Raw genomic sequence first — 19,263 nt, 5'->3', positions numbered from 1 at the left:
TGATCCGTCAATGAGGGCTGAAGTGCCCGTTTTATCCAGGAAACAGGGAGGAGCGGGTGCGCCACAAGGACAGGAATTTCAGATAGTGAGCGAGAGGCCCCTGGTCACGCGGTTCGCTGCCGGGATCAGCTGCGCGAGGACCTGATCGATTCGGGAGAGCCGGTCCGCCCGGACGGAGACACCGAGCGAGCCGAGCGTCTCGCCGCTGTATACCGGCACGGCGACGCAGACCGTACCGAGGGAGTACTCCTCCACGTCCATGACGGCCGGGGTGGCGGGTGACGATTCGAGTCGTCGGAGCAGTTCGGAACGGTGGGTAATGGTCCGCGGCGTGAGATCGGCGAGCTGGTGCCTGGAGAGGTAGTCGCTGCGGGAGTCTTCGTCCAGCTCACGCAGAACGCACTTACCCAGCGCCGTGGCGTGCCCGGCGTCCTCGAATCCCACCCAGAGGTCGACCCGTGGCGCCCGCGGGCTGTCGACGATCTCGGCGACCCGGATCTCGCCGTCCTCGTAGAAGGTCAGGTAGGCGGCGGCAGACGTTTCGTCCCGCAGGGCGGCGAGCGTGGGACGGATACGGGTGAGCAGCGCCTGCCCACTGCTTCCGACGTGCAGCATGTGCAGCTTGTCCCCGATGACGAACCCGCCGTCGTCCAGCTTCCGCAGGTACCCGTCGTGGACCAGGGTTCGCAGCAGGTGGTACGCGGTGGCCAGCGGCAGCCCCGACTCGCGTGCCAGCTGCTTCGCCGGTACGCCGCCCTCGTGCGCCCCCACAGCTTCCATCAAGCGGAAGGCTCGCTGCACGGAAGTGATGAGCGTTGGGCCGTCCTGCGCAGCCATACCACCAGATTGCGCCCGGTGTATCGCGTTAGCAAGGTCGAGCCGGGACGCCGGCCATTGCCCGGGCCGCCCGCGCAGCCTCTTGTCGCAGCTCTCTTTGCCTGGTTGTCTACCGCGGGCGATCCCGGACGGATTCGCACGCGCTGCGGGTACGCAGCCCATGATGGGAGAAACGTGGCACCAGTGGCTGGGCAGGAAGTACGAGGCACTCTGCCCGAGGGCCTCGGTGACGCGATACGCGACACCGCCGAGGACATCGCCGCGCTGCTGCGCGGAGTTGCCGACACGGCTGTTCCGGTACCCGACTCCGAGTGGAGCGTCGGGGCGGCGGCCGCGCATCTGGCGCAGGCCAATGAGCTGATGGCCGATATCGCGGCAGGGCAGGAGCGCGGCTACGGGGACGGCACCCCGCAGAGCCTGGCCGCGGCCAATGAGCGCGCGCTGGCCGGGTTCGACGAGCGCGGGGCCGATCCGCTGGCCGAGATGATCGTGGTCCAGGCCGCCGCATTCCTCAAGGCGGTGGACCAGCAGGCGATCGAGGGGACTGTGGTCACCCCCCTCGGCCCGATGAGCCGGGCCGAACTGGGCTCGTACCTGCTGGCGCACATGCTCGGGCACGGCTACGACCTCGCCCGCGCGCTCGGCCGTCCGCACATGATCGACCGCGGCCGGGTCGAACTGACCCTGCCCTTCCTGATCACGGCCATGCCGCGGGTGGTCGACACCGCCGCCGCCGCTGGGCTGACCGCCCGCTACACGATCCGTCTGTGGGGCGGCGCCCGCTTCGGCGTCACGCTCACAGGCGGCGCCGTCGCCGTGAGCGCGCAGCCATCGAGCCGCCCGGACTGCACCATCCTCACCGAGCCGGTCACCTTCCTGCTCATGGCGCTCGGCCGCTGCGACCCGTGGGGAGCAATCGCCCGGGGCCGCGTGCTCGCCTGGGGCCGCAAGCCCTGGCTCGCTCCCCGTTTCCCGACACTTTTCACGGCACCCTGAAGTCCGGCCGGTGGTGCGGGGGTGCGCGTCCCGCACCACTTCCGGGAGGCCCCGGCACGTCGGCCGCCCCTCTCGCGGCGTCACAATGGAGGTGAGGACACGCCTGCCGTTTACGGAAGGGCGGAAAATGCCAGTGCCCTACATAGCGGTGACCGCCTTGAGCCATGACGGGCTGATCCGGGATCACAACGAGGACAGCCTCGTGGTCGGACCGTGGACGCTGTGCGGCACCGTGACCGAGAATCCTCAGACGCTCCTGTTCCCCTTCGGCACACCGCTCGTCGTCGCGGTCGCCGACGGGCTGGGCGGGCAGCCGGCCGGCGAAGTGGCGAGCGCACTGGTCGTCCGGCAACTCGCCTCGCTGGGACCTACGTTGGACGGCGAAGAAGCCGTCCGTGACGTGCTGGACCTGTGCAATCACGCGGTGTATGCGGCGACCGACGGGTTTCCCGAGCGGGTCACCATGGGAACCACGGTCGCGGGTGCCGTCGTGCTGGCGGATTCGCTGCTGACGTTCAATGTCGGCGACAGCAAGGTGTTCGAGGTGACTGACGACGGACTTCGCCAGGTGAGCGTGGACGACAGCCCGCCGCCGGCACCCGGGCGGCGCACCACGTCAGCCGTCACGCAGACGCTCGGCGGCAGCCCCACGTTCACCGCCATCACGGCGCACACGGCCGCCGCCCCGGTGTCCGCGGGCCTCCGCTACCTGATCTGCACCGACGGGCTGACCGACCCGGTGCCGGACGATGTGATCGACGGCCTGCTGCGGGTGCACGACGACGGCCGGGCCGCCTACGAGTTGTGGAAGGCCGCCATCGAGGCCGGAGGGCCTGACAACATCACGCTCGCCCTGGTGCGTATCGGCGAGTAGGGCATCTCCCCGCCGCAGCCCGGAGTCCCGGGCAGGCGGCCCGGGGCTCCGGGCTGATGCGCCGGGATCAGGGCGTCGACCGGATCCACAAGGGAGCAGAATCGCCGATGACCGCTCAGGCCACGTCGGAAGTCCTGGGCATGTCGCCCGCGGTGGTCGTCATGTCGATGACGGAGAACGCCGCGCCCTGCGGGTCGGTCAGCGCCGCGAACCGGCCGAACGGACTGTCCATCGGCCCGAACCGCAGCACCCCGCCGCGTGCGGTCGCCTTCGCCACCGCCGCGTCGCAGTCCTCCACACCGAAGTACACGTTCAGGTGGGGCGGCACCTCGGGCGGGAAGTCGTCCGTCATCTTCATCCGGCCCAGAACGGGCTCGTCCCCGAGGTTGAAGAGCCTGTAGTCCATGACGTCGTCGTCCATCCGCTTCACGCGGTAAGGAAAGACGGCGGGGAAGAAGCCGTCCGACTTCTCGGGCTCCCTGGTGAAGACCTCGGCCCAGCAGTACGAGCCGGGCGTGCCCTTCGCCTCGAAGCCTTCGTGGGCGCCCGCCTGCCAGACCCCGAAGACGACACCGCCCGGGTCGCGGGCCAGGAGCATCGAGCCGAATTCGCCGACCTGCATCGGCTCCATCAGCACCTCGCCCCCGTTGTCACGGATCTTCCCGGCGACGGCGGCGGCGTCCGGCGACGCGAGGTACAGACACCACGCCGACTGGCCTTCCTGGCCGGGCATCGGGGGGACGACGGCGGCCACCGCCTTGCCGTCGGAGTAGGCCTGTGTGTAGTTGCCGTACTCCGACGACGACTCACCGAACGTCCAGCCCAGCACATCGCCGTAGAAGGTCTTGGCTCCTTCGACGTCGCTGAACATCGCATCGACCCAGCACGGCATGCCCTCAGGTTGCGCGGCCATGGCTCCAACTCTCTCCTGCTCGACGACTGGTCCGGCTTTTCACGCTAACCAGCCCGCCGTCGGCCCGCGCGCCGAAGCGGGGCGCCGCTGAGCCGTATCGCCGGGCCCGCGCCCGGCAGTGCGGCCGCGGTGTCCGTAAGGAGTACGACCTCCGGGTCGAGCAGCACGAGCAGCATGTCGAAGTCGCCGCCGCGTGAGGCGGCGAAGAACGCCTCGACGACTTCTCGCCGGCGGCCGACATCGGTTTCGGGGACGCCGGGTGCCTCGCCGAACCGGGCGGCCACGGCGACGCTGCACCCAACAGAGCGGCGCCGTTGCCTGCCCGGGCAAGGGCCGCGGCCGGACCGGGGGCGGCCGGTGGCACACTGGCCGCTGGTGTCCGAAGGAGTCAGCCGTGCCCGTGATCAGCAATCTCCGCCGTGCGGTGCGCCGCGCCGCCCGCAGGACTGTGGACCTGAGCCATCCGGCCCGCTCCCCGCTCGGCAGCACGGTCGTCAACTGCGTGATCTACGAGGACGGTGTGCGGCAGCCCGAGACCTGTCCGGTCGACGAGGCCGTACGGCGGGTGCGCAAGACCGGGCGCGGCTTTGTGTGGATCGGGCTGCACGAACCCTCCGAGACGGAGTTCGCCGGGGTCGCCGAGCTGTTCGGTCTGCATCCGCTGGCCGTCGAGGACGCGGTGAACGCGCATCAGCGGCCCAAGGTGGAACGGTACGAGGAGACGCTGTTCGCCGTCTTCAAGACGTGCCGCTACGTCGAGCACGAGGAACTCACCGCCACCAGCGAAGTGGTGGACACCGGAGAGCTCATGATCTTCACCGGTACCGACTTCGTGATCACCGTCCGGCACGGCAGGCACGGTTCACTCGGCCCGCTCCGGGAGGCCCTGGAGGCCATGCCCGAGCAGCTGGCCAAGGGCCCTGCCGCCGTACTCCACGCCATAGCCGACCATGTGGTCGACGACTATCTCGCCGTGGCGGACGCCGTGCAGAGCGACATCGACGCTGCCGAGTCCGCCGTCTTCAGCGAGCAGGCGGGCCGTGGCGACGCCGGCCGGATCTATCAGCTCAAGCGCGAGCTGCTGGAGCTGAAGCGCGCGGTGGCGCCGCTGGACCGGCCGCTGCACGCCCTGGCCACCCAGCCGCTGCCGCCGGTCGGCCAGGACATCCAGCCGTACTTCCGTGATGTCGCCGACCATCTGGCCCGCGTCACGGAGCAGATCACGTCGTTCGACGCGCTGCTCGACTCGATCCTCCAGGCCCATCTGGCGCAGGTGACCGTCGCCCAGAACGAGGACATGCGCAAGATCACCGCATGGGCGGCGATCATCGCCGTACCGACCATGGTCTGCGGGGTGTACGGCATGAACTTCGACCACATGCCGGAGCTGCACTGGACCTACGGCTACCCGCTCGTCCTCGTCGTCATGGTCGCCGTCTGCTTCGTCGTCCACCGCAGCTTCCGCCGCAACGGCTGGCTCTGACTGCTTCCGCCGCAACGGCCGGCTCCGACTGCTTCCGCCGCAACGGCCGGCTCCGACCCGTCGGCGGGATCCGGTCCGCGGGTCTCACCTTCAGCGTGACGACGGCTGCGTGGCCGGCGTCCCGTGGCTCCCTGCCGGGCAGTTGGCGCCCGATCTATTGACATGTGCCTGACTCGGCGCTGAGATGTGGTCGCTTTCGTTCGTCCCCGTTTGTTTGTGCGCCATTCACCCCCCTCCGGAGCCGAATATGCACACCGAACGACACATCTTCAGAGAGCGTCTGGCCACCGTCGCCGCCGCGCTCGCGTTGCTCACCGGCGGCGGGGCGTTCATCGCCGTCCCGGCTGACGCAGCCGGCACGACCGCCATCGCCGGCAAGGCCGCCACGGCTGTCCCGACTCCCACGGCACCGGCCGCCGACAACGGCCTGGCGCGTACGCCTCAGATGGGCTTCAACAACTGGAACTCCACCCACTGCCGGGCCGAGTTCAACGAGGCGATGGTCAAGGGCATCGCGGACGCCTTCGTCTCGCAGGGCCTCAAGAACGCCGGGTACACCTACGTCAACATCGACGACTGCTGGGCGCTCCCCTCGCGCGACGCCGCCGGGAATCTCGTCCCCGATCCGGTGCGTTTCCCGGGCGGCATCAAGGCGGTCGCCGACTATGTGCATTCCAAGGGACTGAAGTTCGGCATCTACTCGAGTGCCGGCACCAAGACCTGTGACGTACAGGGGTTTCCCGGCGGTCTCGGCCACGAGCAGCAGGATGCCGACCTGTGGGCGTCCTGGGGGGTGGACTACCTCAAGTACGACAACTGCAACAACACGGGCGCCGACGCCAGGCAGCGCTACACGGCGATGGCCAACGCGCTGAAGGCGACCGGCCGGCCCATCCTCTACAGCATCTGCGAGTGGGGAGAGAACCAGCCCTGGAACTGGGCACCCGACATCGGCAACTCCTGGCGCACCACCGGGGACATCAGCGATTCCTGGTCCAGCATGATCGGCATCGCACACCGGAACCAGGGGCTGGCGCCGTATGCCAAGCCCGGCGCCTGGAACGACCCGGACATGCTCGAGGTCGGCAACGGCGGGATGAGCGACACCGAGTACCGCACGCACTTCAGCCTCTGGGCGCAGATGGCCGCACCGCTGCTGATCGGCAGTGATCTGCGCAGCGCGTCCGCCGCGACCCTCGCGATCCTGAAGAACACCGACGTCATCGCGGTCGACCAGGACAGCCTGGGCAAGCAGGCCACGGTGGTGGCAAGCTCCGGCGGCCTGGTGGTGATGTCCAAACCCCTGGCGGACGGCGGCCGTTCGGTGACTCTCACGAATGAGACCACGTCCACGAAGACGGTCTCGACGACCGTCGGGGCGATCGGGATCGGTGGCGCGTCCTCGTACGCCCTCAAGGATCTCTGGTCCCGGCAGACCAGCACCACCACGGGCACCATCAGCGCTTCGGTGCCCGCCCACGGCACGGTCATGTACCGCGTGACGCCGGGCGCTCCGGTGCCGCCGCCGGCCGGGGTCAACCAGCTCAGCGACCTGTCGTGGACGTCGGCGGTCAACGGCTGGGGCCCGGTCGAACGCGACCGCAGCAACGGCGAACAGGCCGCGGGAGACGGCAGGACCCTCACCGTCAACGGCACCACCTACGCCAAGGGCCTGGGCACCCACGCGGCGAGCGACATCACGTACCACCTGGGTGGTACCTGCCGGTCGCTGAGCGTCGATGTCGGCGTGGACGACGAGTCGACAGCGGGCGGTTCGGCCGCGTTCAGGATCTATCGCGACGCCGCGCTGGTCGCCGACAGCGGGCTGCGTACGGCCGCCGACCCGCCCCGGCGGCTCAGTGCCGACCTCGCGGGCGGTACGACACTGAGGCTGGTCGTCACCGATGGCGGCGACGGTATCGACTACGACCACGCCGACTGGGCCGATGCCAAGCTGACCTGCGGGAACGGTCCCGCGGGCGGTACGCACGCACTCAGCGACCTGTCATGGACGTCGGCGGTCAACGGCTGGGGCCCCGTCGAACGCGACCGCAGCAACGGCGAACAGGCCGCAGGAGACGGCAGGACCCTCACCGTCAACGGCACCACCTACGCCAAGGGCCTGGGCACCCACGCGGGGTCCACGGTCACGTACTACATCGGCGGCAGCTGCACGACGCTCACCACCGGCGTCGGTGTCGACGACGAGTCGGGCGGTGCGAACGGGTCGGTGGTCTTCCAGATCTACCGGGACGGCACCAAGGTCGCCGACAGCGGCCGGCTCACCGGAGCCGACGCGTCCAGAGAGCTCACCGCGGATCTCACCGGCGGCCTGGAACTCAGGCTGGTGATCACCGACAGCGGCGACGGCATCAACTACGACCACGCGGACTGGGCGGCACCCAGGCTCACCTGCACCTGAGTGGCCGCAGCTGCGCGGCATCCGCCGCCCTCCCGCGACGTGGTGGCGCCGGGCTCGTTGCAGAGCCCGGCGCCGGGCGGCCTCGCGCACGCCCGGCGACGTCCCGCAGTCGCGGTACCCGTGGATAGTGGAGGGGCACGGCATGCAACGTCTCTGCGGAGTGAGCACGTGATCAGAGCCCGACGGCCCGAAACAGTCACCGGGGCCCGCGACGGATACCGCGCGGAGGACGTCCCTCTCGTCTGGTACGCGGCGTACGGCTCCAATATGGATCTTGAACGGCTGAACCGCTACCTCGCCGGTTGCCGGGACTCCCGCCCGCCCGCGCGTTCGGTGGCGGTCATGCTGCCGGGGATGCTGTACTTCGCCACCGAGTCGCAGGTGTGGACCGGCGGCCGAGCGTTCTACGACCCTGACGGCGGCGGCGAACTGCCGGCCCGCGCCCACTTGCTGACGGCCGCGCAGTTCTCCGACATCGCCGCGCAGGAGATGTACCGCGAGCCGGGCCCGGACCTCGATCTGACGGAGGTTCTCAGCCGTGGGCGCGCGGAGACGGGCCCCGGGCGGTACGAGACGCTGGTGTGCGCCGGCCTGCTGGACGGTTGTCCGGTGCTGACGTTCACGGCCCCCTGGCGCGTCTCGGACGTCGCGATGAAGCCGCCCGCCGCGGCCTACCTGCGGCATCTGGTGGCGGGGGTCGTCGCGGCACACGGCTGGAGTGCGCTGCGGGCCGCCGAGTATCTGGCGGGCTGCCCGGGGGCCGAGGGGCGGTGGACGGCCGCGGAGATCGCGGCACTGGTCGCCGACGGGAACGGGAACGGGCGCCGGCGCGGGAGCGGGAGCGCTTCGGAGTGATCTCAGGCCGAGCTCTTCAGAGTTCCAGCAGGTCAGGCAGGTCGGCGAAAGAGTCGAGAACATGGTCCGGTGTGCCGTCGGCCGCCTCGTGCGTCTCGGGCAGGTACTTGCCGGTCTTCACCAGCACGCCGGTGATCGCGCTGCGCTGAGCCGCCAGTACATCGGATTCGATGTCGTCGCCCACCATCACCGTTTCCGACGCGTCCGCGCCGAGATGCGCCAGGGCGGTGGCGAAGAACGCCTCGGCCGGCTTGCCGGTGATCTCCGCCCCGACCCGGGCGGCCCGCTCCAGCCCCAGAAGGAACGCCCCGGTGTCGAGCTCGAGCCCGTCCGAGGTACGCCAGTACAGATTCCGGTGCATCGCGACGAGCGGCGCACCGCGCTGCAGCTCACGGAAGGCACGGTTGAGGACCGGATACGTGAAGTCGTCGCCCGCGCCGCCGAAGACCACCACATCAGGGGCTGTGTCATCACCTTCGTCGAGGAGTGTCACGCCCGCGAGATCGTCCCGTACGTCACCGGTGTTGATCAGCAGGCAGCGGGCGTCCGGATAGTGCTCGCGCAGATACGCGGCGGTGACGGCGGGTGCCGTGAGGATGTCCTCGGCGCCGACCGGAAAGCCCACAGCCGACAGCTTCGCGGCGATCGCGGCGCGGGTCCGTGAGGTGTTGTTGGTGACCAGCGCCAGTGGGAGTCCCGCGGCGCGCAGGCGTTCCATGGCGGCCACGGCGCCGGGCAGCGGCTTCCAGGACACCGTGAGCACGCCGTCGATATCGATCAGGACCGCGCGGATTCGCTCCATACTCACGACCGTAGCCCCACGCGCGACCGTGGCCCCGGACCTCGCCAACCTCCTCAGCAGCGGCAAATGGGGTTATTTTGAAAGAGGTGCGGGAGTGGTTCCTGTCTCCCCTGGGTTGGGGGTGAACCACTGTGCTGTTCACCGATCGCACGGACGCGGGACGGCGCCTGGCGGAAGCGCTACGGCACCTCCAGGAGGAGAAACCCGTCGTCCTGGGCCTGCCCCGGGGCGGAGTCCCGGTGGCCTACCAAGTGGCGCGGGCGCTCGGCGCCCCGCTCGATGTGATCGTGGTCCGCAAGCTCGGTGTCCCCTACCACCGGGAGCTGGCGTTCGGTGCCATCGGCGAAGGCGGAGTGCGGGTCATCAGTGACGACATCGTCCGCCGCGGCAGGATCCGGCGCGAGGAACTCACATCGGTCGAGCACGCCGAGGAGGCGGAACTCGCACGGCAGGCCCGGCGGTTCCGCGAGGACAGGCCGCGCGTGGCACTCGAGGGCCGGACGGCGATCATCGTGGACGACGGGATCGCGACCGGTGCCACGGCGGCGGCCGCCTGCGAGGTCGTACGGGCGCAGGGGGCGGGCCGTGTGGTGCTGGCCGTTCCGGTGGCGCCACCGGATGCGGTCGCCTGGCTGCGCACCAAGGCGGACGAGGTGGTCTGCCTCTCCACGCCGGCCATGTTCTCCGCCGTCGGCGAGTGGTACCAAGACTTCTCCCAGACCCCCGACGAAGACGTCGTCTCGCTGCTCGCACAGGCCGCGGACGTCGGGTCCACGAAGGCCGAGGTCACCGCGGTCGAGGTGGACGCCGGCGGGGTCCCGCTGGCCGGGGATCTCACCCTTCCCGACGGTGCCGGAGCGATCGTGATGTTCGCCCACGGCTCGGGCAGCAGCCGCCACAGTCCGCGCAACCGGCACGTGGCGACGACCCTGAACCGTGCGGGTCTGGGCACCTTGCTCTTCGACCTGCTCACACCGGCGGAGGAAGCCGACCGGGCGAACGTCTTCGACATCGAAACCCTGGCCCGGCGGCTGGCGGACGCCACCCGCTGGCTGCGGAGCCGCGAGTCCCTCCCGATCGGCTACTTCGGGGCGAGCACCGGAGCCGCGGCGGCGCTGCGGGCCGCCGCGCCCGGCGACGCCTCGGCCGGCCCGGGCATCGGCGCCGTGGTCTCCCGCGGCGGCCGGCCCGACCTCGCCGGACCGCGGCTCGGAGAGGTACGGGCGCCCACACTGCTCATCGTGGGCGGCCAGGACACCTTGGTGCTCGATCTCAACCGGCACGCGCAGGCGGAGCTGCGCTGCGAGAACCGGCTCGAGATCGTCCCCGGCGCCACGCATCTCTTCGAGGAACCCGGGGCCCTGGACCAGGTCGCGGACCTCGCCCGCTCCTGGTTCGTCAGGCACCTGACCGGTTCCCGGCCGATCCCTGACCCGCCGTCATAGGGGGCAGTACTCCAGCTGATGGAGCAGGCCCGCGGTGTACGGCGTGCGGCTCGGCCACCAGGATGCGCCCGCGACCTGCAGGCCGTGCCCGTCAGACCCCGGCGATCAGCGCGTACCGTTCGTCGGTCACCGGGCCGCCCCACAAGTGCGGGTCGCCGCTGAGCGGTTCGACGCGCAGGTCCGCCACGAGCGGGCGTACGGCGGCGGCCAGTTCCGCCGCGCCGATTCCGCCGTTCCACGGCAGGGACGCTGCTTGAGGTACGTAGGGCACTCCCTTCTGTCCGGCCTCGCGCCACCGGCCCTCGACCAGCACCAGACGGCCGCCCGGTCGCAGACGGGTGACCCACTCGCGCAACGCTGCCTCGGGGTCGGGCAGCGTCCACACCAGGTGCCGGGAGAGGAGGACATCGAAGCGCCGGTCGCCCGTCGGCGGTATCGCCGCGTCCCCGACCAGGAAACGGGCCCCATGGCCGGCGGCCGCGAGCTTCGTACGCGCCTGTTCGACCATGCGCGGCGCCAGGTCGATGCCGGTCACCCGGTGTCCGGCCTCGGCGAGCAGCAGGGAAAGGGATCCGGTGCCGCAGCCGACATCCAGGACGTCCACCGGGTGCGACGGCAGCCAGGAGCCCAGCAGCCGGGCCCATGCGGCACGTGTCGGTCCGGCGCGGAGTCCGTGGTCCGGCTCGTCGTCGAAGGCGGACGCGGCGGCGTCCCAGTAGTCGGTGATCGAAGCGGCGGGATCGGTCATGACACCGAGCCTCTCAGCAGCCACTGACAACGGCCGCCGGCACGGGCCGCCGGGGGAGTGCGCACGTCTGCCGTGACCTCACGCCAGGATGATGAGCAGGCCGAGTGTCACCACGGCGACGACACCGCCGTACACCGCGAGGGTCACGGAACGCGCCTCGGCCGACGGGTCGCTGCCACCGGCGCGGGCGAGACCGAGGACAGAGGTCAGGAGCAGCGCGAACACGGCCGCGCAGCAGGCGGCGATCAGGGAATCAGTCATCTGGCGACAATCTCACGGGCCGTCAGGTACCGCATGTCGGCGATAGGCCGGTCCGGTGAGGCGGCACCTGTCACGGCGTCAGTCGCGGCGCCCGGCGGCCTCCGCCATCGCGACCGTCACGGCGTCCGCCCGAACTCCTCCAGCGCGTCGGTCAGCCACTTCGTCCAGAACGTCTCCAGCTCGATGCCCCCGCGCAGCACCATGTGCCGCAGCCTGTCCTGCTCACTCGACTGCCGCTGCGGCGGAAAGTCGCGCGCCTCGATCTCCGAGTACTCGGCCAACTGCCTCCGGTGCATCGCGAGGTGACGCTCCAGCTCCTCCTCGAGCCCCTCGCTGCCGACCACGCCCGCCGCACGCAGCCGCAACAGTAGCGGGTCGCGGACGGGCTTCGGGTCCTCGGACCTGGCGACCCACGCCGTCAGCTCCTCACGGCCCGCGGGCAGGACCTCGTACTCCTTCTTCTGCCCGCGGGTCGGCTGCGCCGACGGCAGTGCGCGGATATGGCCCGCCTGCTCCAGTTTTCCCAGCTCGCGGTAGATCTGCTGATGCGTGGCCGACCAGAAGTAGCCGATCGACTTGTCGAAGCGGCGGGTCAGCTCCAGCCCCGACGAGGGCTTTTCGAGCAGGGCCGTGAGGATCGCGTGCGGGAGGGACATGGCTCGATCCTAGGTATCCGGCGCCGACGCCTCAGAGCGTCGCCGCGAGCCGTGTGCCCTGGTCGATGGCGCGCTTCGCGTCGAGCTCGGCCGCCACGTCCGCCCCGCCGATGAGGTGCACGGAGTGGCCCGCGGCACTCAGCTCCTCGTACAGCGCGCGCTGCGGCTCCTGTCCCGCGCACAGCACGACCGTGTCGACAGGGATGACCCTGGCCGCGCCGTCGACGCTGACATGCAGGCCCTCGTCGTCGATCCGCTCGTACGTCGCCCCGGCGGTCGTCCGGACCCCCCGGTGCCTCAGCTCCGTGCGGTGGATCCAGCCCGTCGTCTTGCCGAGACCCGCGCCGACCTTGCCGGCCTTGCGCTGGAGGAGGTGGACCGAGCGCGGCGGCGCGGACCGCTCGGGAGCGGTCAGTCCGCCCGGCGCGCTGTAGTCGGTGTCCACGCCCCACTGGCGGAAGTACGTCGCGGCGTCCAGGCTCGCGCCCTGTCCGCCGTCGGTGAGGAACTCCGCCACGTCGAAGCCGATTCCGCCGGCGCCGATGACCGCGACGCGCTCGCCGACGGGCGCGCCGTCGCGCAGGACGTCGAGGTAGCTGAGGACGCTCGGGTGGTCGACGCCCGGGATCTCGGGGGTCCTCGGCGTGACTCCGGTGGCGACGACGATCTCGTCGTACGCGGCCGGCGCGAGGTCGTCCGCGGTGACGCGGGTGCCCAGCCGGACCTCCACGCCGTGCAGTTCGAGCTGCGTACGGAAGTACCGCAGCGTCTCGTTGAACTCTTCCTTGCCCGGGATCCGCTTGGCGATGTTCAGCTGGCCGCCGATCTCGTCGGCCGCGTCGAAGAGGGTCACCTCGTGTCCGCGCTCGGCCGTCGAGACGGCGCAGGCGAGGCCGGCCGGGCCGGCGCCGATCACGGCGACGCGCTTGCGCAGCCGGGTCGGCGAGAGGACGAGTTCGGTCTCGTGGCAGGCACGCGGGTTGACCAGGCAGGATGTGATCTTCCCGCTGAAGGTGTGGTCCAGACAGGCCTGGTTGCAGCCGATGCAGGTGTTGATGGCCTCCGCGCGGTCCGCCATCGCCTTGGCGACGAATTCGGGGTCGGCGAGGAACGGCCGGGCCAGCGACACCATGTCCGCACGCCCCTCGGCGAGCAACTGCTCGGCGACCTCCGGGGTGTTGATGCGGTTGCTGGTGATCAGCGGGACGGAGACGGACCCCATCAGCTTCTTGGTCACCCAGGTGTAGGCGCCGCGCGGGACCGAGGTCGCGATGGTCGGGATACGGGCCTCGTGCCAGCCGATCCCCGTGTTGATGATCGTCACTCCGGCCGCCTCGATCTCCTTGGCGAGCGTGATCACCTCCTGCAGCGAGGAGCCGCCGGGCACCAGGTCCAGCATGGAGAGCCGGTAGATCAGGATGAAGTCCGGGCCGACGCGCTCACGGGTGCGGCGGACGATCTCCAGCGGAAGCCGTATCCGATTCTCGTACGAGCCGCCCCAGCGGTCGGTGCGGTGGTTGGTGGCGCCGGCGATGAACTCGTTGATGAAGTAGCCCTCGGAGCCCATGATCTCGACGCCGTCGTACCCGGCGGACTTCGCCAGCTCTGCCGCCCTTACGAAGTCCTCGATGGTCTCCTCGACCTCGGCGTCGGTCAGGGCGTGCGGGACGAACGGGCTGATGGGGGCCTGGATCGCGCTCGGCGCGACCAGGTCGGCGTGGTACGCGTACCGGCCGAAGTGCAGGATCTGCATCGCGATCCGGCCGCCCTCGGCATGCACGGCGGCGGTGACGGCCCGGTGCTGCTCCGCCTCGGCCTCGGTGGTGAGCTTGGCGCCGCCCTCGTACGGACGGCCCCGGTCGTTCGGGGCGATGCCGCCCGTGACGATGAGGCCGACGCCGCCGCGGGCGCGTGCGGCGTAGAAGGCGGCCATCCGCTCGAAGCCGCGCTCGGCCTCCTCGAGGCCGATGTGCATCGAGCCCATGAGCACCCGGTTGGGCAGGGTGGTGAACCCCAGGTCGAGGGGGCTCAGCAGGTGCGGGTACGGGGTCGGGCTCATCGGGGCGCCTCCTCGCGCAGGGGTCGTCCATCCAGTTCTAGCTGGCCGAGAGGGATTATGCAACAAAGTGCAAAAGAATCTTCCGGCGCTGCCACGGAGGCCGCCGCGCCGCCCGTACGGCGTCGGGGGGCGCCGAAGGAGGGCAGGCCCGGCGTGGGCGTCCGGGCCTTCCGGCGCCTCCCGGACCGCGCGGCCGACGGGCCGTCGATTGCCTGACGGTCCGACAAATGTGCTGATCAGTCGTACGAGTGAAACGGGATGCCGGTCCGGTCCGCACGGACATAACGTGCCCGTGTGGCGGGATATGGGCAGTTGAGCGCACTGGGGATCGCGGCGATTCTCGGCTCGCAGGGGGTCGGGGCCGGCGTCGTCGACGTTGTGTCAGGTGTTACCGATGTGTCGGTGTGCCTGTCGGTATCGGTGTCCTCATCGGTTTCCTTATCCGCATCGATCTACTTGGGCGACTGCACCCCGCCGCCGACCCCGGCTCCCACCGTGCCGCCGACGCCCGCACCGTCCGGAACTCCACCGACCAGCGCCCCACCGACCAGCACCCCGCCGCCCGAACCGGAGCCGCCCACGCCCGGCCCGACCGTGACGCCTCCGGTCGCGCCCCCGCCGCCCGTGGCGCCGGCAGTGGCACCGCCACCGGCGCCGCGGCCCACGGAGCCCGCGCCCAAGACGTCTTCCGCGCCCCCGCGCGCTCCCGTCGCCCGTACCGGTCCCGAGCGGCCGCGCGTCCTCGCCGTACGCAACCACCGCCGGGCGGCCGGGAAACCGTTCGCCGCCGGGACGCCCCTGGTGATCATGATGCTGGTGATCACCACACCGGCCGTGCTCGCGGCAGCGGTGCTACGGCCCCGCTCACGGTCCGCCGCATCCCGGCGCGGCGGCGCCTGACACACGCACCGCCTCACCCCCCACACCCCGATCGGGAGAACCCTCATGTCGGAATGGCTGGCCCTGACCGGCGCGATGGCCGCCGCCTGCGCCGTCGTCCTTGTCATCACGGTGCTCAGGCAGCGCAGGCTCAGCAAAGCCGGAGCCACGGAGGAGGACGACCCCACCGAGACCCCCGACGTCCTCGAGTACATGACGATGATGGTCGGGGTCGTGTACGCGATCGTGCTCGGTCTGGCCATCGCGGGCGTCTGGGAGGCGCGCGGCGCCGCGCAGGACGATGTACGCCGCGAGGCACAGGCGCTGCACGAGATCACCCAGCGGGCCCAGGTCTATCCGCCCGCCGTACGGAACAAGCTCCGCAATGACATCGACCGCTACGTCTCCCATGTCGTCGACCAGGAGTGGCCGCGGATGATCGACAACGACGAGCTCCCCGGCCGGGGCGCGGAGCTGCTCGGCGTCGTACGCGCGGACATCACCGAGCGGAAACCGGCCGACGAGCTCGAGGCGCAGGCGTACCAGCCGCTCGTCGACCAGATCGCCGTCGCCGACGACGCGCGCAACGCCCGCGTGCAGAACGCCGGAGAGACACTGCCCGGCGTCGTGTGGTTCGGCCTGATCACGGGTGCGCTGGTGACGGTCGGCCTGATCTTTACGCTGCAGATCGGCCGCACACCCCGGGAGCTGCTGCTGGCCGGGCTGTTCAGCGCCCTGATCGCGTTCCTTCTCTTCCTGGTCTGGGACTTCGACGCCCCGTTCGGGAGGTCGGGCCAGGACTCCGCGGACGCCTTCCAGCAGCTGTTCACGAGCGCCGCGGGGCCGGGCTGACAGCTCCCGCACCGCTGCCGCTCACTTCTGCGCGTGCTCTCCCACGTAGAAGAGGACCCACACGAAGCCGGCGAAGAGGTGCGTGGCGAAGACATAGACGAAGACACGCAGGGCGACGCCCCGCTCCTTCCAGCTCTCGCTCTCGCTCACCGCAGTCCTCCAGCCGGTCCGGCACGCCGAGTGTCCCCGCACCAGGGTACGAGCAGCCGGAATAGGGGGGCTGGGGTCACCGTTACAGGGTTTGGTTCGATATTCAACCAACGGTCGCGGAGACCGAGAGCCCGAAAGGTGACCTCCATGCAGTTCGGCATCTTCACGGTCGGCGATGTCACGACCGACCCGACCACCGGCCGTACGCCGAGCGAGCACGAGCGGATCAAGGCGACGGTCGCCATCGCGCGCAAGGCCGAGGAGGTCGGCCTGGACGTCTTCGCGACCGGCGAGCACCACAACCCGCCGTTCGTGCCGTCCTCGCCGACGACGCTCCTCGGGCACATCGCGGCGCAGACCGAGCGGATCATCCTCTCCACCTCGACCACGCTGATCACCACCAACGACCCGGTCAAGATCGCCGAGGACTACGCGGTGCTCCAGCACCTGGCCGAGGGCCGCGTCGACCTGATGATGGGGCGCGGCAACACCGGCCCCGTCTACCCGTGGTTCGGACAGGACATCCGGCAGGGCATCCCGCTCGCCGTCGAGAACTACGCGCTGCTGCACCGGCTGTGGCGCGAGGACGTCGTGGACTGGGAGGGCAGGTTCCGTACGCCGCTGCAGAGCTTCACCTCGACACCGCGGCCCCTGGACGGAGTCCCGCCGTTCGTCTGGCACGGCTCGATCCGCTCTCCGGAGATCGCCGAACAGGCCGCGTACTACGGCGACGGATTCTTCGCCAACAACATCTTCTGGCCCAAGGAGCACTTCCAGAAGCTGGTGAACCTCTACCGCGACCGGTACGCGCACTACGGGCACGGGACGCCGGAACAGGCGATCGTCGGGCTCGGCGGACAGGTATTCATGCGGAAGAACTCGCAGGAAGCGATCGCGGAGTTCCGGCCGTACTTCGACAACGCGCCGGTGTACGGACACGGGCCTTCGCTGGAGGACTTCACCGAGCAGACCCCGCTGACCGTGGGCTCGCCGCAGGAGGTCGTCGAGAAGACGCTGACCTTCCGCGAGACCTTCGGCGACTACCAGCGCCAGCTCTTCCTGGTGGACCACGCGGGGCTGCCGCTGAAAACGGTGCTGGAACAGCTCGACCTGCTGGGCGAGGAGGTCGTACCCGTACTGCGCAAGGAGTTCGCGAACCTGCGGCCGGCCGGCGTGCCCCGGACCGCGCCGCTGCACCCGGCACTGCTCGCGAAGGAGGCGTAACCGTGGAGACGTTGAAACTGGTCGCGGTGTCGGCCGGGCTGAGCGTGCCGTCCTCGACCCGGCTGCTGGCCGACCGGCTGACGGAGTCCGTACGAGGCGGGCTCGGCGAGCGCGACGTGGACGTGGAGGTGCGCGTCGTCGAACTGCGCGAGCTGGCCGTCGCCGTCGCCAACAACCTGGTCACCGGGTTTCCGGCACCGGCGCTCGCCGAGGCGGTCGAGGCGGTGACGGGGGCGGACGGTCTGATCGCCGTGACGCCCGTCTTCACCGCCTCGTACAGCGGCCTGTTCAAGTCGTTCTTCGATCTGATCGAGCCCGACGCGCTGAGCGGGAAGCCGGTACTGATCGCCGCGACGGGCGGCACCGCCCGGCACTCGCTGGTGCTGGAGCACGCGCTGCGGCCGCTCTTCGCCTATCTGCGGGCACTGGTCACACCGACGGCGGTGTACGCGGCGTCGGAGGACTGGGGCGGTACGGGGGACGCGCTGACGGACACGCTGCCGGAACGGATCGCGCGCGCCGGCCGCGAGCTCGCCGGGCTGATGACCGCGGGTTCGCCTGCGCGCGCGACTGTCGGCGTGCCTGCGGGGGCGGCTGTCGACGTGCCCGCCGGTGCGCAGGCCGGCTCCTCACCGGTGACACAGTTTGTCTGATTTTGCGTAGGCTTTGCACAGGGCTACGCACCGGAGGTGGCAGGTATGGCAGACGCAGGCAGGATCGTCGTGGGCGTGGACGGCTCCGCGCCGTCGATCAGGGCGCTGCGCTGGGCCGTACGGCAGGCCGGACTGACCGGTGACACGGTCGAGGCCGTGATCAGCTGGGAGTACCCGGCGGCGGGCTGGGCGTCGATGGTGTCCGCCGTGCCCCCGGACTTCGACCCGGAGACGCTGGCGGCCCAGGTCCTCGCCGACTCCCTGAAGGAGACCCTCGGCGCGGACGCGGCCGCCTCGATCACCCGGACGGTCATGATCGGGAACGTCGCCCAGGCCCTGATCGACCGGGCCGAGGGCGCCTCACTGCTGGTGGTCGGCAACCGCGGCTACAGCGGCTTCAAGTCGACGCTGCTCGGCTCGGTCGGCCTGCACGTCACCCAGCACGCGCCGTGCCCGGTGGTCGTGGTGCGGGGCAAGCCGGACCCCGGAACGGATTGAGGCCGGGAGCCGTGACAAGGGCCGGGATCCGGTTGCGCAACCTCCGCCGCGCCTTCCTCTTCGTGTCTCCGGTCCCCACCCACAGAGCGTGAGACGGCGTCGCGCGGCCGCCGGATCCGGTCCGGCGGCCGCGCGGCGCATGAAGGAGGCGCTTGAAGAAAAAGGGGCGCGCCCGGTCCTACTCCCGCTCGTAGAAGATGTAGAAGGTGGCGAGCCCCATCCCCGCGCCGACCGCCAGCGCGATGGCCGCAGACCTGAGCACACTCCCCCCGGCCAGGCTGATCAGGTAGCCCATCGATGCGGCGCACAGCGCCCCGTACGCTGCCGCGCGCAGCTCGCGCGGCATCGACGCCTGGAACCGGCCCAGCGTGTACGCGAGTGCCGCGAAAACCACACCGGCGACCACACCGAGCAGGACGTCACCACCCGTGATGGCTCCGCCGTCGCGCTCGACGAACGCCGCGTAGAAGCCGTAGACCACGCCCAGGGCGGCGGGCATCGCCCAGCCGAGAGAACCGTGGTGCCGTGCCGGCACCGCTGCATGTGCGGCCATGGCGGACTCCTTCCCTCTCGTCCCCCGCGTCCTCGTCCCCCGCGTCCTCCTCTCAGGGCACACCCGCGCCCGTCGCCCGGCAAGTCAGAGGACCGCCCCGGAT

At 70.6% G+C, this 19,263-nt stretch carries 21 protein-coding genes; 10 read left to right on the top strand and 11 right to left on the bottom strand.

What is annotated here, in order from left to right; genetic code table 11:
- Positions 1-78 precede the first annotated feature (78 nt).
- Complete coding sequence (locus ACWDZ6_RS05195) at positions 79-837, bottom strand: IclR family transcriptional regulator (RefSeq protein WP_451501727.1); 759 nt, start codon at positions 835-837, stop codon at positions 79-81.
- Between the two features lie 183 nt (positions 838-1,020).
- Between ACWDZ6_RS05195 and ACWDZ6_RS05190 the strand changes: the two genes are divergently transcribed.
- Positions 1,021-1,833 (top strand): maleylpyruvate isomerase family mycothiol-dependent enzyme, encoded by an 813-nt coding sequence (locus ACWDZ6_RS05190; RefSeq protein ID WP_451501726.1) that lies wholly within the window; start codon positions 1,021-1,023, stop codon positions 1,831-1,833.
- A gap of 133 nt (positions 1,834-1,966) precedes the next feature.
- Positions 1,967-2,707, top strand: a complete 741-nt coding sequence (locus ACWDZ6_RS05185) for a PP2C family protein-serine/threonine phosphatase (RefSeq protein ID WP_389185237.1) — start codon at positions 1,967-1,969, stop codon at positions 2,705-2,707.
- A gap of 115 nt (positions 2,708-2,822) precedes the next feature.
- Here the strand turns inward: ACWDZ6_RS05185 and ACWDZ6_RS05180 are convergent, their stop codons facing one another.
- Positions 2,823-3,620 carry a VOC family protein gene (locus ACWDZ6_RS05180; protein WP_451501725.1) on the bottom strand — a complete coding sequence of 266 codons (798 nt, stop codon included), beginning with the start codon at positions 3,618-3,620 and terminating at the stop codon, positions 2,823-2,825.
- 44 nt (positions 3,621-3,664) lie between these two features.
- Entirely contained in the window at positions 3,665-3,904 is a 240-nt protein-coding gene (locus tag ACWDZ6_RS05175) for a hypothetical protein (protein ID WP_451501724.1), read from the bottom strand.
- A gap of 116 nt (positions 3,905-4,020) precedes the next feature.
- Between ACWDZ6_RS05175 and corA the strand changes: the two genes are divergently transcribed.
- The 3 genes from corA (at position 4,021) to ACWDZ6_RS05160 (ending at position 8,380) form a co-directional block, all read left to right on the top strand.
- Positions 4,021-5,103, top strand: coding sequence for a magnesium/cobalt transporter CorA (gene corA / locus ACWDZ6_RS05170; protein WP_389185240.1), 1,083 nt, complete (start codon positions 4,021-4,023; stop codon positions 5,101-5,103).
- 247 nt (positions 5,104-5,350) lie between these two features.
- Positions 5,351-7,525, top strand: a complete 2,175-nt coding sequence (locus tag ACWDZ6_RS05165) for an NPCBM/NEW2 domain-containing protein (protein ID WP_451501723.1) — start codon at positions 5,351-5,353, stop codon at positions 7,523-7,525.
- Between the two features lie 168 nt (positions 7,526-7,693).
- Positions 7,694-8,380, top strand: coding sequence for a histone deacetylase (locus ACWDZ6_RS05160; RefSeq protein WP_451501722.1), 687 nt, complete (start codon positions 7,694-7,696; stop codon positions 8,378-8,380).
- A 16-nt stretch (positions 8,381-8,396) separates the two neighbouring features.
- Here the strand turns inward: ACWDZ6_RS05160 and ACWDZ6_RS05155 are convergent, their stop codons facing one another.
- A complete protein-coding gene (locus tag ACWDZ6_RS05155) occupies positions 8,397-9,182 on the bottom strand; it encodes an HAD-IIA family hydrolase (RefSeq protein WP_389185019.1) in 786 nt (261 codons plus the stop codon).
- Between the two features lie 131 nt (positions 9,183-9,313).
- Between ACWDZ6_RS05155 and ACWDZ6_RS05150 the strand changes: the two genes are divergently transcribed.
- Positions 9,314-10,627, top strand: a complete 1,314-nt coding sequence (locus ACWDZ6_RS05150) for a phosphoribosyltransferase family protein (protein WP_451501721.1) — start codon at positions 9,314-9,316, stop codon at positions 10,625-10,627.
- 91 nt (positions 10,628-10,718) lie between these two features.
- Here the strand turns inward: ACWDZ6_RS05150 and ACWDZ6_RS05145 are convergent, their stop codons facing one another.
- The 5 genes from ACWDZ6_RS05145 to ACWDZ6_RS05125 form a co-directional block, all read right to left on the bottom strand.
- Positions 10,719-11,375 (bottom strand): class I SAM-dependent methyltransferase, encoded by a 657-nt coding sequence (locus ACWDZ6_RS05145; RefSeq protein ID WP_451501720.1) that lies wholly within the window; start codon positions 11,373-11,375, stop codon positions 10,719-10,721.
- 78 nt (positions 11,376-11,453) lie between these two features.
- A complete protein-coding gene (locus ACWDZ6_RS05140; protein ID WP_451501719.1) occupies positions 11,454-11,636 on the bottom strand; it encodes a hypothetical protein in 183 nt (60 codons plus the stop codon).
- Between the two features lie 116 nt (positions 11,637-11,752).
- Positions 11,753-12,292 carry a PadR family transcriptional regulator gene (locus tag ACWDZ6_RS05135; protein ID WP_389185028.1) on the bottom strand — a complete coding sequence of 180 codons (540 nt, stop codon included), beginning with the start codon at positions 12,290-12,292 and terminating at the stop codon, positions 11,753-11,755.
- 31 nt (positions 12,293-12,323) lie between these two features.
- Positions 12,324-14,351, bottom strand: a complete 2,028-nt coding sequence (locus tag ACWDZ6_RS05130) for an FAD-dependent oxidoreductase (RefSeq protein WP_451501718.1) — start codon at positions 14,349-14,351, stop codon at positions 12,324-12,326.
- 452 nt (positions 14,352-14,803) lie between these two features.
- Positions 14,804-15,175 carry a hypothetical protein gene (locus ACWDZ6_RS05125; RefSeq protein WP_451501717.1) on the bottom strand — a complete coding sequence of 124 codons (372 nt, stop codon included), beginning with the start codon at positions 15,173-15,175 and terminating at the stop codon, positions 14,804-14,806.
- A 121-nt stretch (positions 15,176-15,296) separates the two neighbouring features.
- On the opposite strand from ACWDZ6_RS05125, the gene ACWDZ6_RS05120 reads away from it, so the two are divergent.
- Positions 15,297-16,082: a bestrophin-like domain gene (locus tag ACWDZ6_RS05120; RefSeq protein ID WP_451501716.1), complete on the top strand. Its 786-nt coding sequence runs from the start codon at positions 15,297-15,299 to the stop codon at positions 16,080-16,082.
- A 21-nt stretch (positions 16,083-16,103) separates the two neighbouring features.
- On the opposite strand, the gene ACWDZ6_RS05115 is transcribed toward ACWDZ6_RS05120, so the two are convergent.
- Complete coding sequence (locus ACWDZ6_RS05115) at positions 16,104-16,232, bottom strand: DUF6126 family protein (RefSeq protein ID WP_351453004.1); 129 nt, start codon at positions 16,230-16,232, stop codon at positions 16,104-16,106.
- 147 nt (positions 16,233-16,379) lie between these two features.
- Between ACWDZ6_RS05115 and ACWDZ6_RS05110 the strand changes: the two genes are divergently transcribed.
- From ACWDZ6_RS05110 to ACWDZ6_RS05100, 3 genes are read left to right on the top strand one after another with little or no spacing between them, the layout of a single operon-like run.
- Positions 16,380-17,456 carry an LLM class flavin-dependent oxidoreductase gene (locus ACWDZ6_RS05110; protein WP_451501715.1) on the top strand — a complete coding sequence of 359 codons (1,077 nt, stop codon included), beginning with the start codon at positions 16,380-16,382 and terminating at the stop codon, positions 17,454-17,456.
- A 2-nt stretch (positions 17,457-17,458) separates the two neighbouring features.
- Positions 17,459-18,109: an FMN reductase gene (locus tag ACWDZ6_RS05105; protein ID WP_451501714.1), complete on the top strand. Its 651-nt coding sequence runs from the start codon at positions 17,459-17,461 to the stop codon at positions 18,107-18,109.
- Between the two features lie 45 nt (positions 18,110-18,154).
- Positions 18,155-18,607 carry a universal stress protein gene (locus ACWDZ6_RS05100; RefSeq protein WP_451501713.1) on the top strand — a complete coding sequence of 151 codons (453 nt, stop codon included), beginning with the start codon at positions 18,155-18,157 and terminating at the stop codon, positions 18,605-18,607.
- A gap of 178 nt (positions 18,608-18,785) precedes the next feature.
- Here the strand turns inward: ACWDZ6_RS05100 and ACWDZ6_RS05095 are convergent, their stop codons facing one another.
- Positions 18,786-19,160 (bottom strand): hypothetical protein, encoded by a 375-nt coding sequence (locus tag ACWDZ6_RS05095; protein ID WP_451501712.1) that lies wholly within the window; start codon positions 19,158-19,160, stop codon positions 18,786-18,788.
- Between the last annotated feature and the right edge of the window lie 103 nt (positions 19,161-19,263).

Source organism: Streptomyces sp. NPDC002926 (genome assembly GCF_053591755.1).
Note: the sequence above shows the minus strand (reverse complement) of the source record. Positions and strands in the feature narration are given on the sequence as shown.

Coding starts and splice junctions, on each gene's coding strand:
- ACWDZ6_RS05195 (WP_451501727.1), bottom strand. CDS start 837: ATGGCTGCGCAGGACGGCCCAACGCTCATCACTTCCGTGCAGCGAGCC.
- ACWDZ6_RS05130 (WP_451501718.1), bottom strand. CDS start 14,351: ATGAGCCCGACCCCGTACCCGCACCTGCTGAGCCCCCTCGACCTGGGG.
- ACWDZ6_RS05100 (WP_451501713.1), top strand. CDS start 18,155: ATGGCAGACGCAGGCAGGATCGTCGTGGGCGTGGACGGCTCCGCGCCG.
- ACWDZ6_RS05120 (WP_451501716.1), top strand. CDS start 15,297: ATGTCGGAATGGCTGGCCCTGACCGGCGCGATGGCCGCCGCCTGCGCC.
- ACWDZ6_RS05110 (WP_451501715.1), top strand. CDS start 16,380: ATGCAGTTCGGCATCTTCACGGTCGGCGATGTCACGACCGACCCGACC.
- ACWDZ6_RS05135 (WP_389185028.1), bottom strand. CDS start 12,292: ATGTCCCTCCCGCACGCGATCCTCACGGCCCTGCTCGAAAAGCCCTCG.
- ACWDZ6_RS05140 (WP_451501719.1), bottom strand. CDS start 11,636: ATGACTGATTCCCTGATCGCCGCCTGCTGCGCGGCCGTGTTCGCGCTG.
- ACWDZ6_RS05145 (WP_451501720.1), bottom strand. CDS start 11,375: ATGACCGATCCCGCCGCTTCGATCACCGACTACTGGGACGCCGCCGCG.
- ACWDZ6_RS05155 (WP_389185019.1), bottom strand. CDS start 9,182: ATGGAGCGAATCCGCGCGGTCCTGATCGATATCGACGGCGTGCTCACG.
- ACWDZ6_RS05180 (WP_451501725.1), bottom strand. CDS start 3,620: ATGGCCGCGCAACCTGAGGGCATGCCGTGCTGGGTCGATGCGATGTTC.
- ACWDZ6_RS05095 (WP_451501712.1), bottom strand. CDS start 19,160: ATGGCCGCACATGCAGCGGTGCCGGCACGGCACCACGGTTCTCTCGGC.
- ACWDZ6_RS05165 (WP_451501723.1), top strand. CDS start 5,351: ATGCACACCGAACGACACATCTTCAGAGAGCGTCTGGCCACCGTCGCC.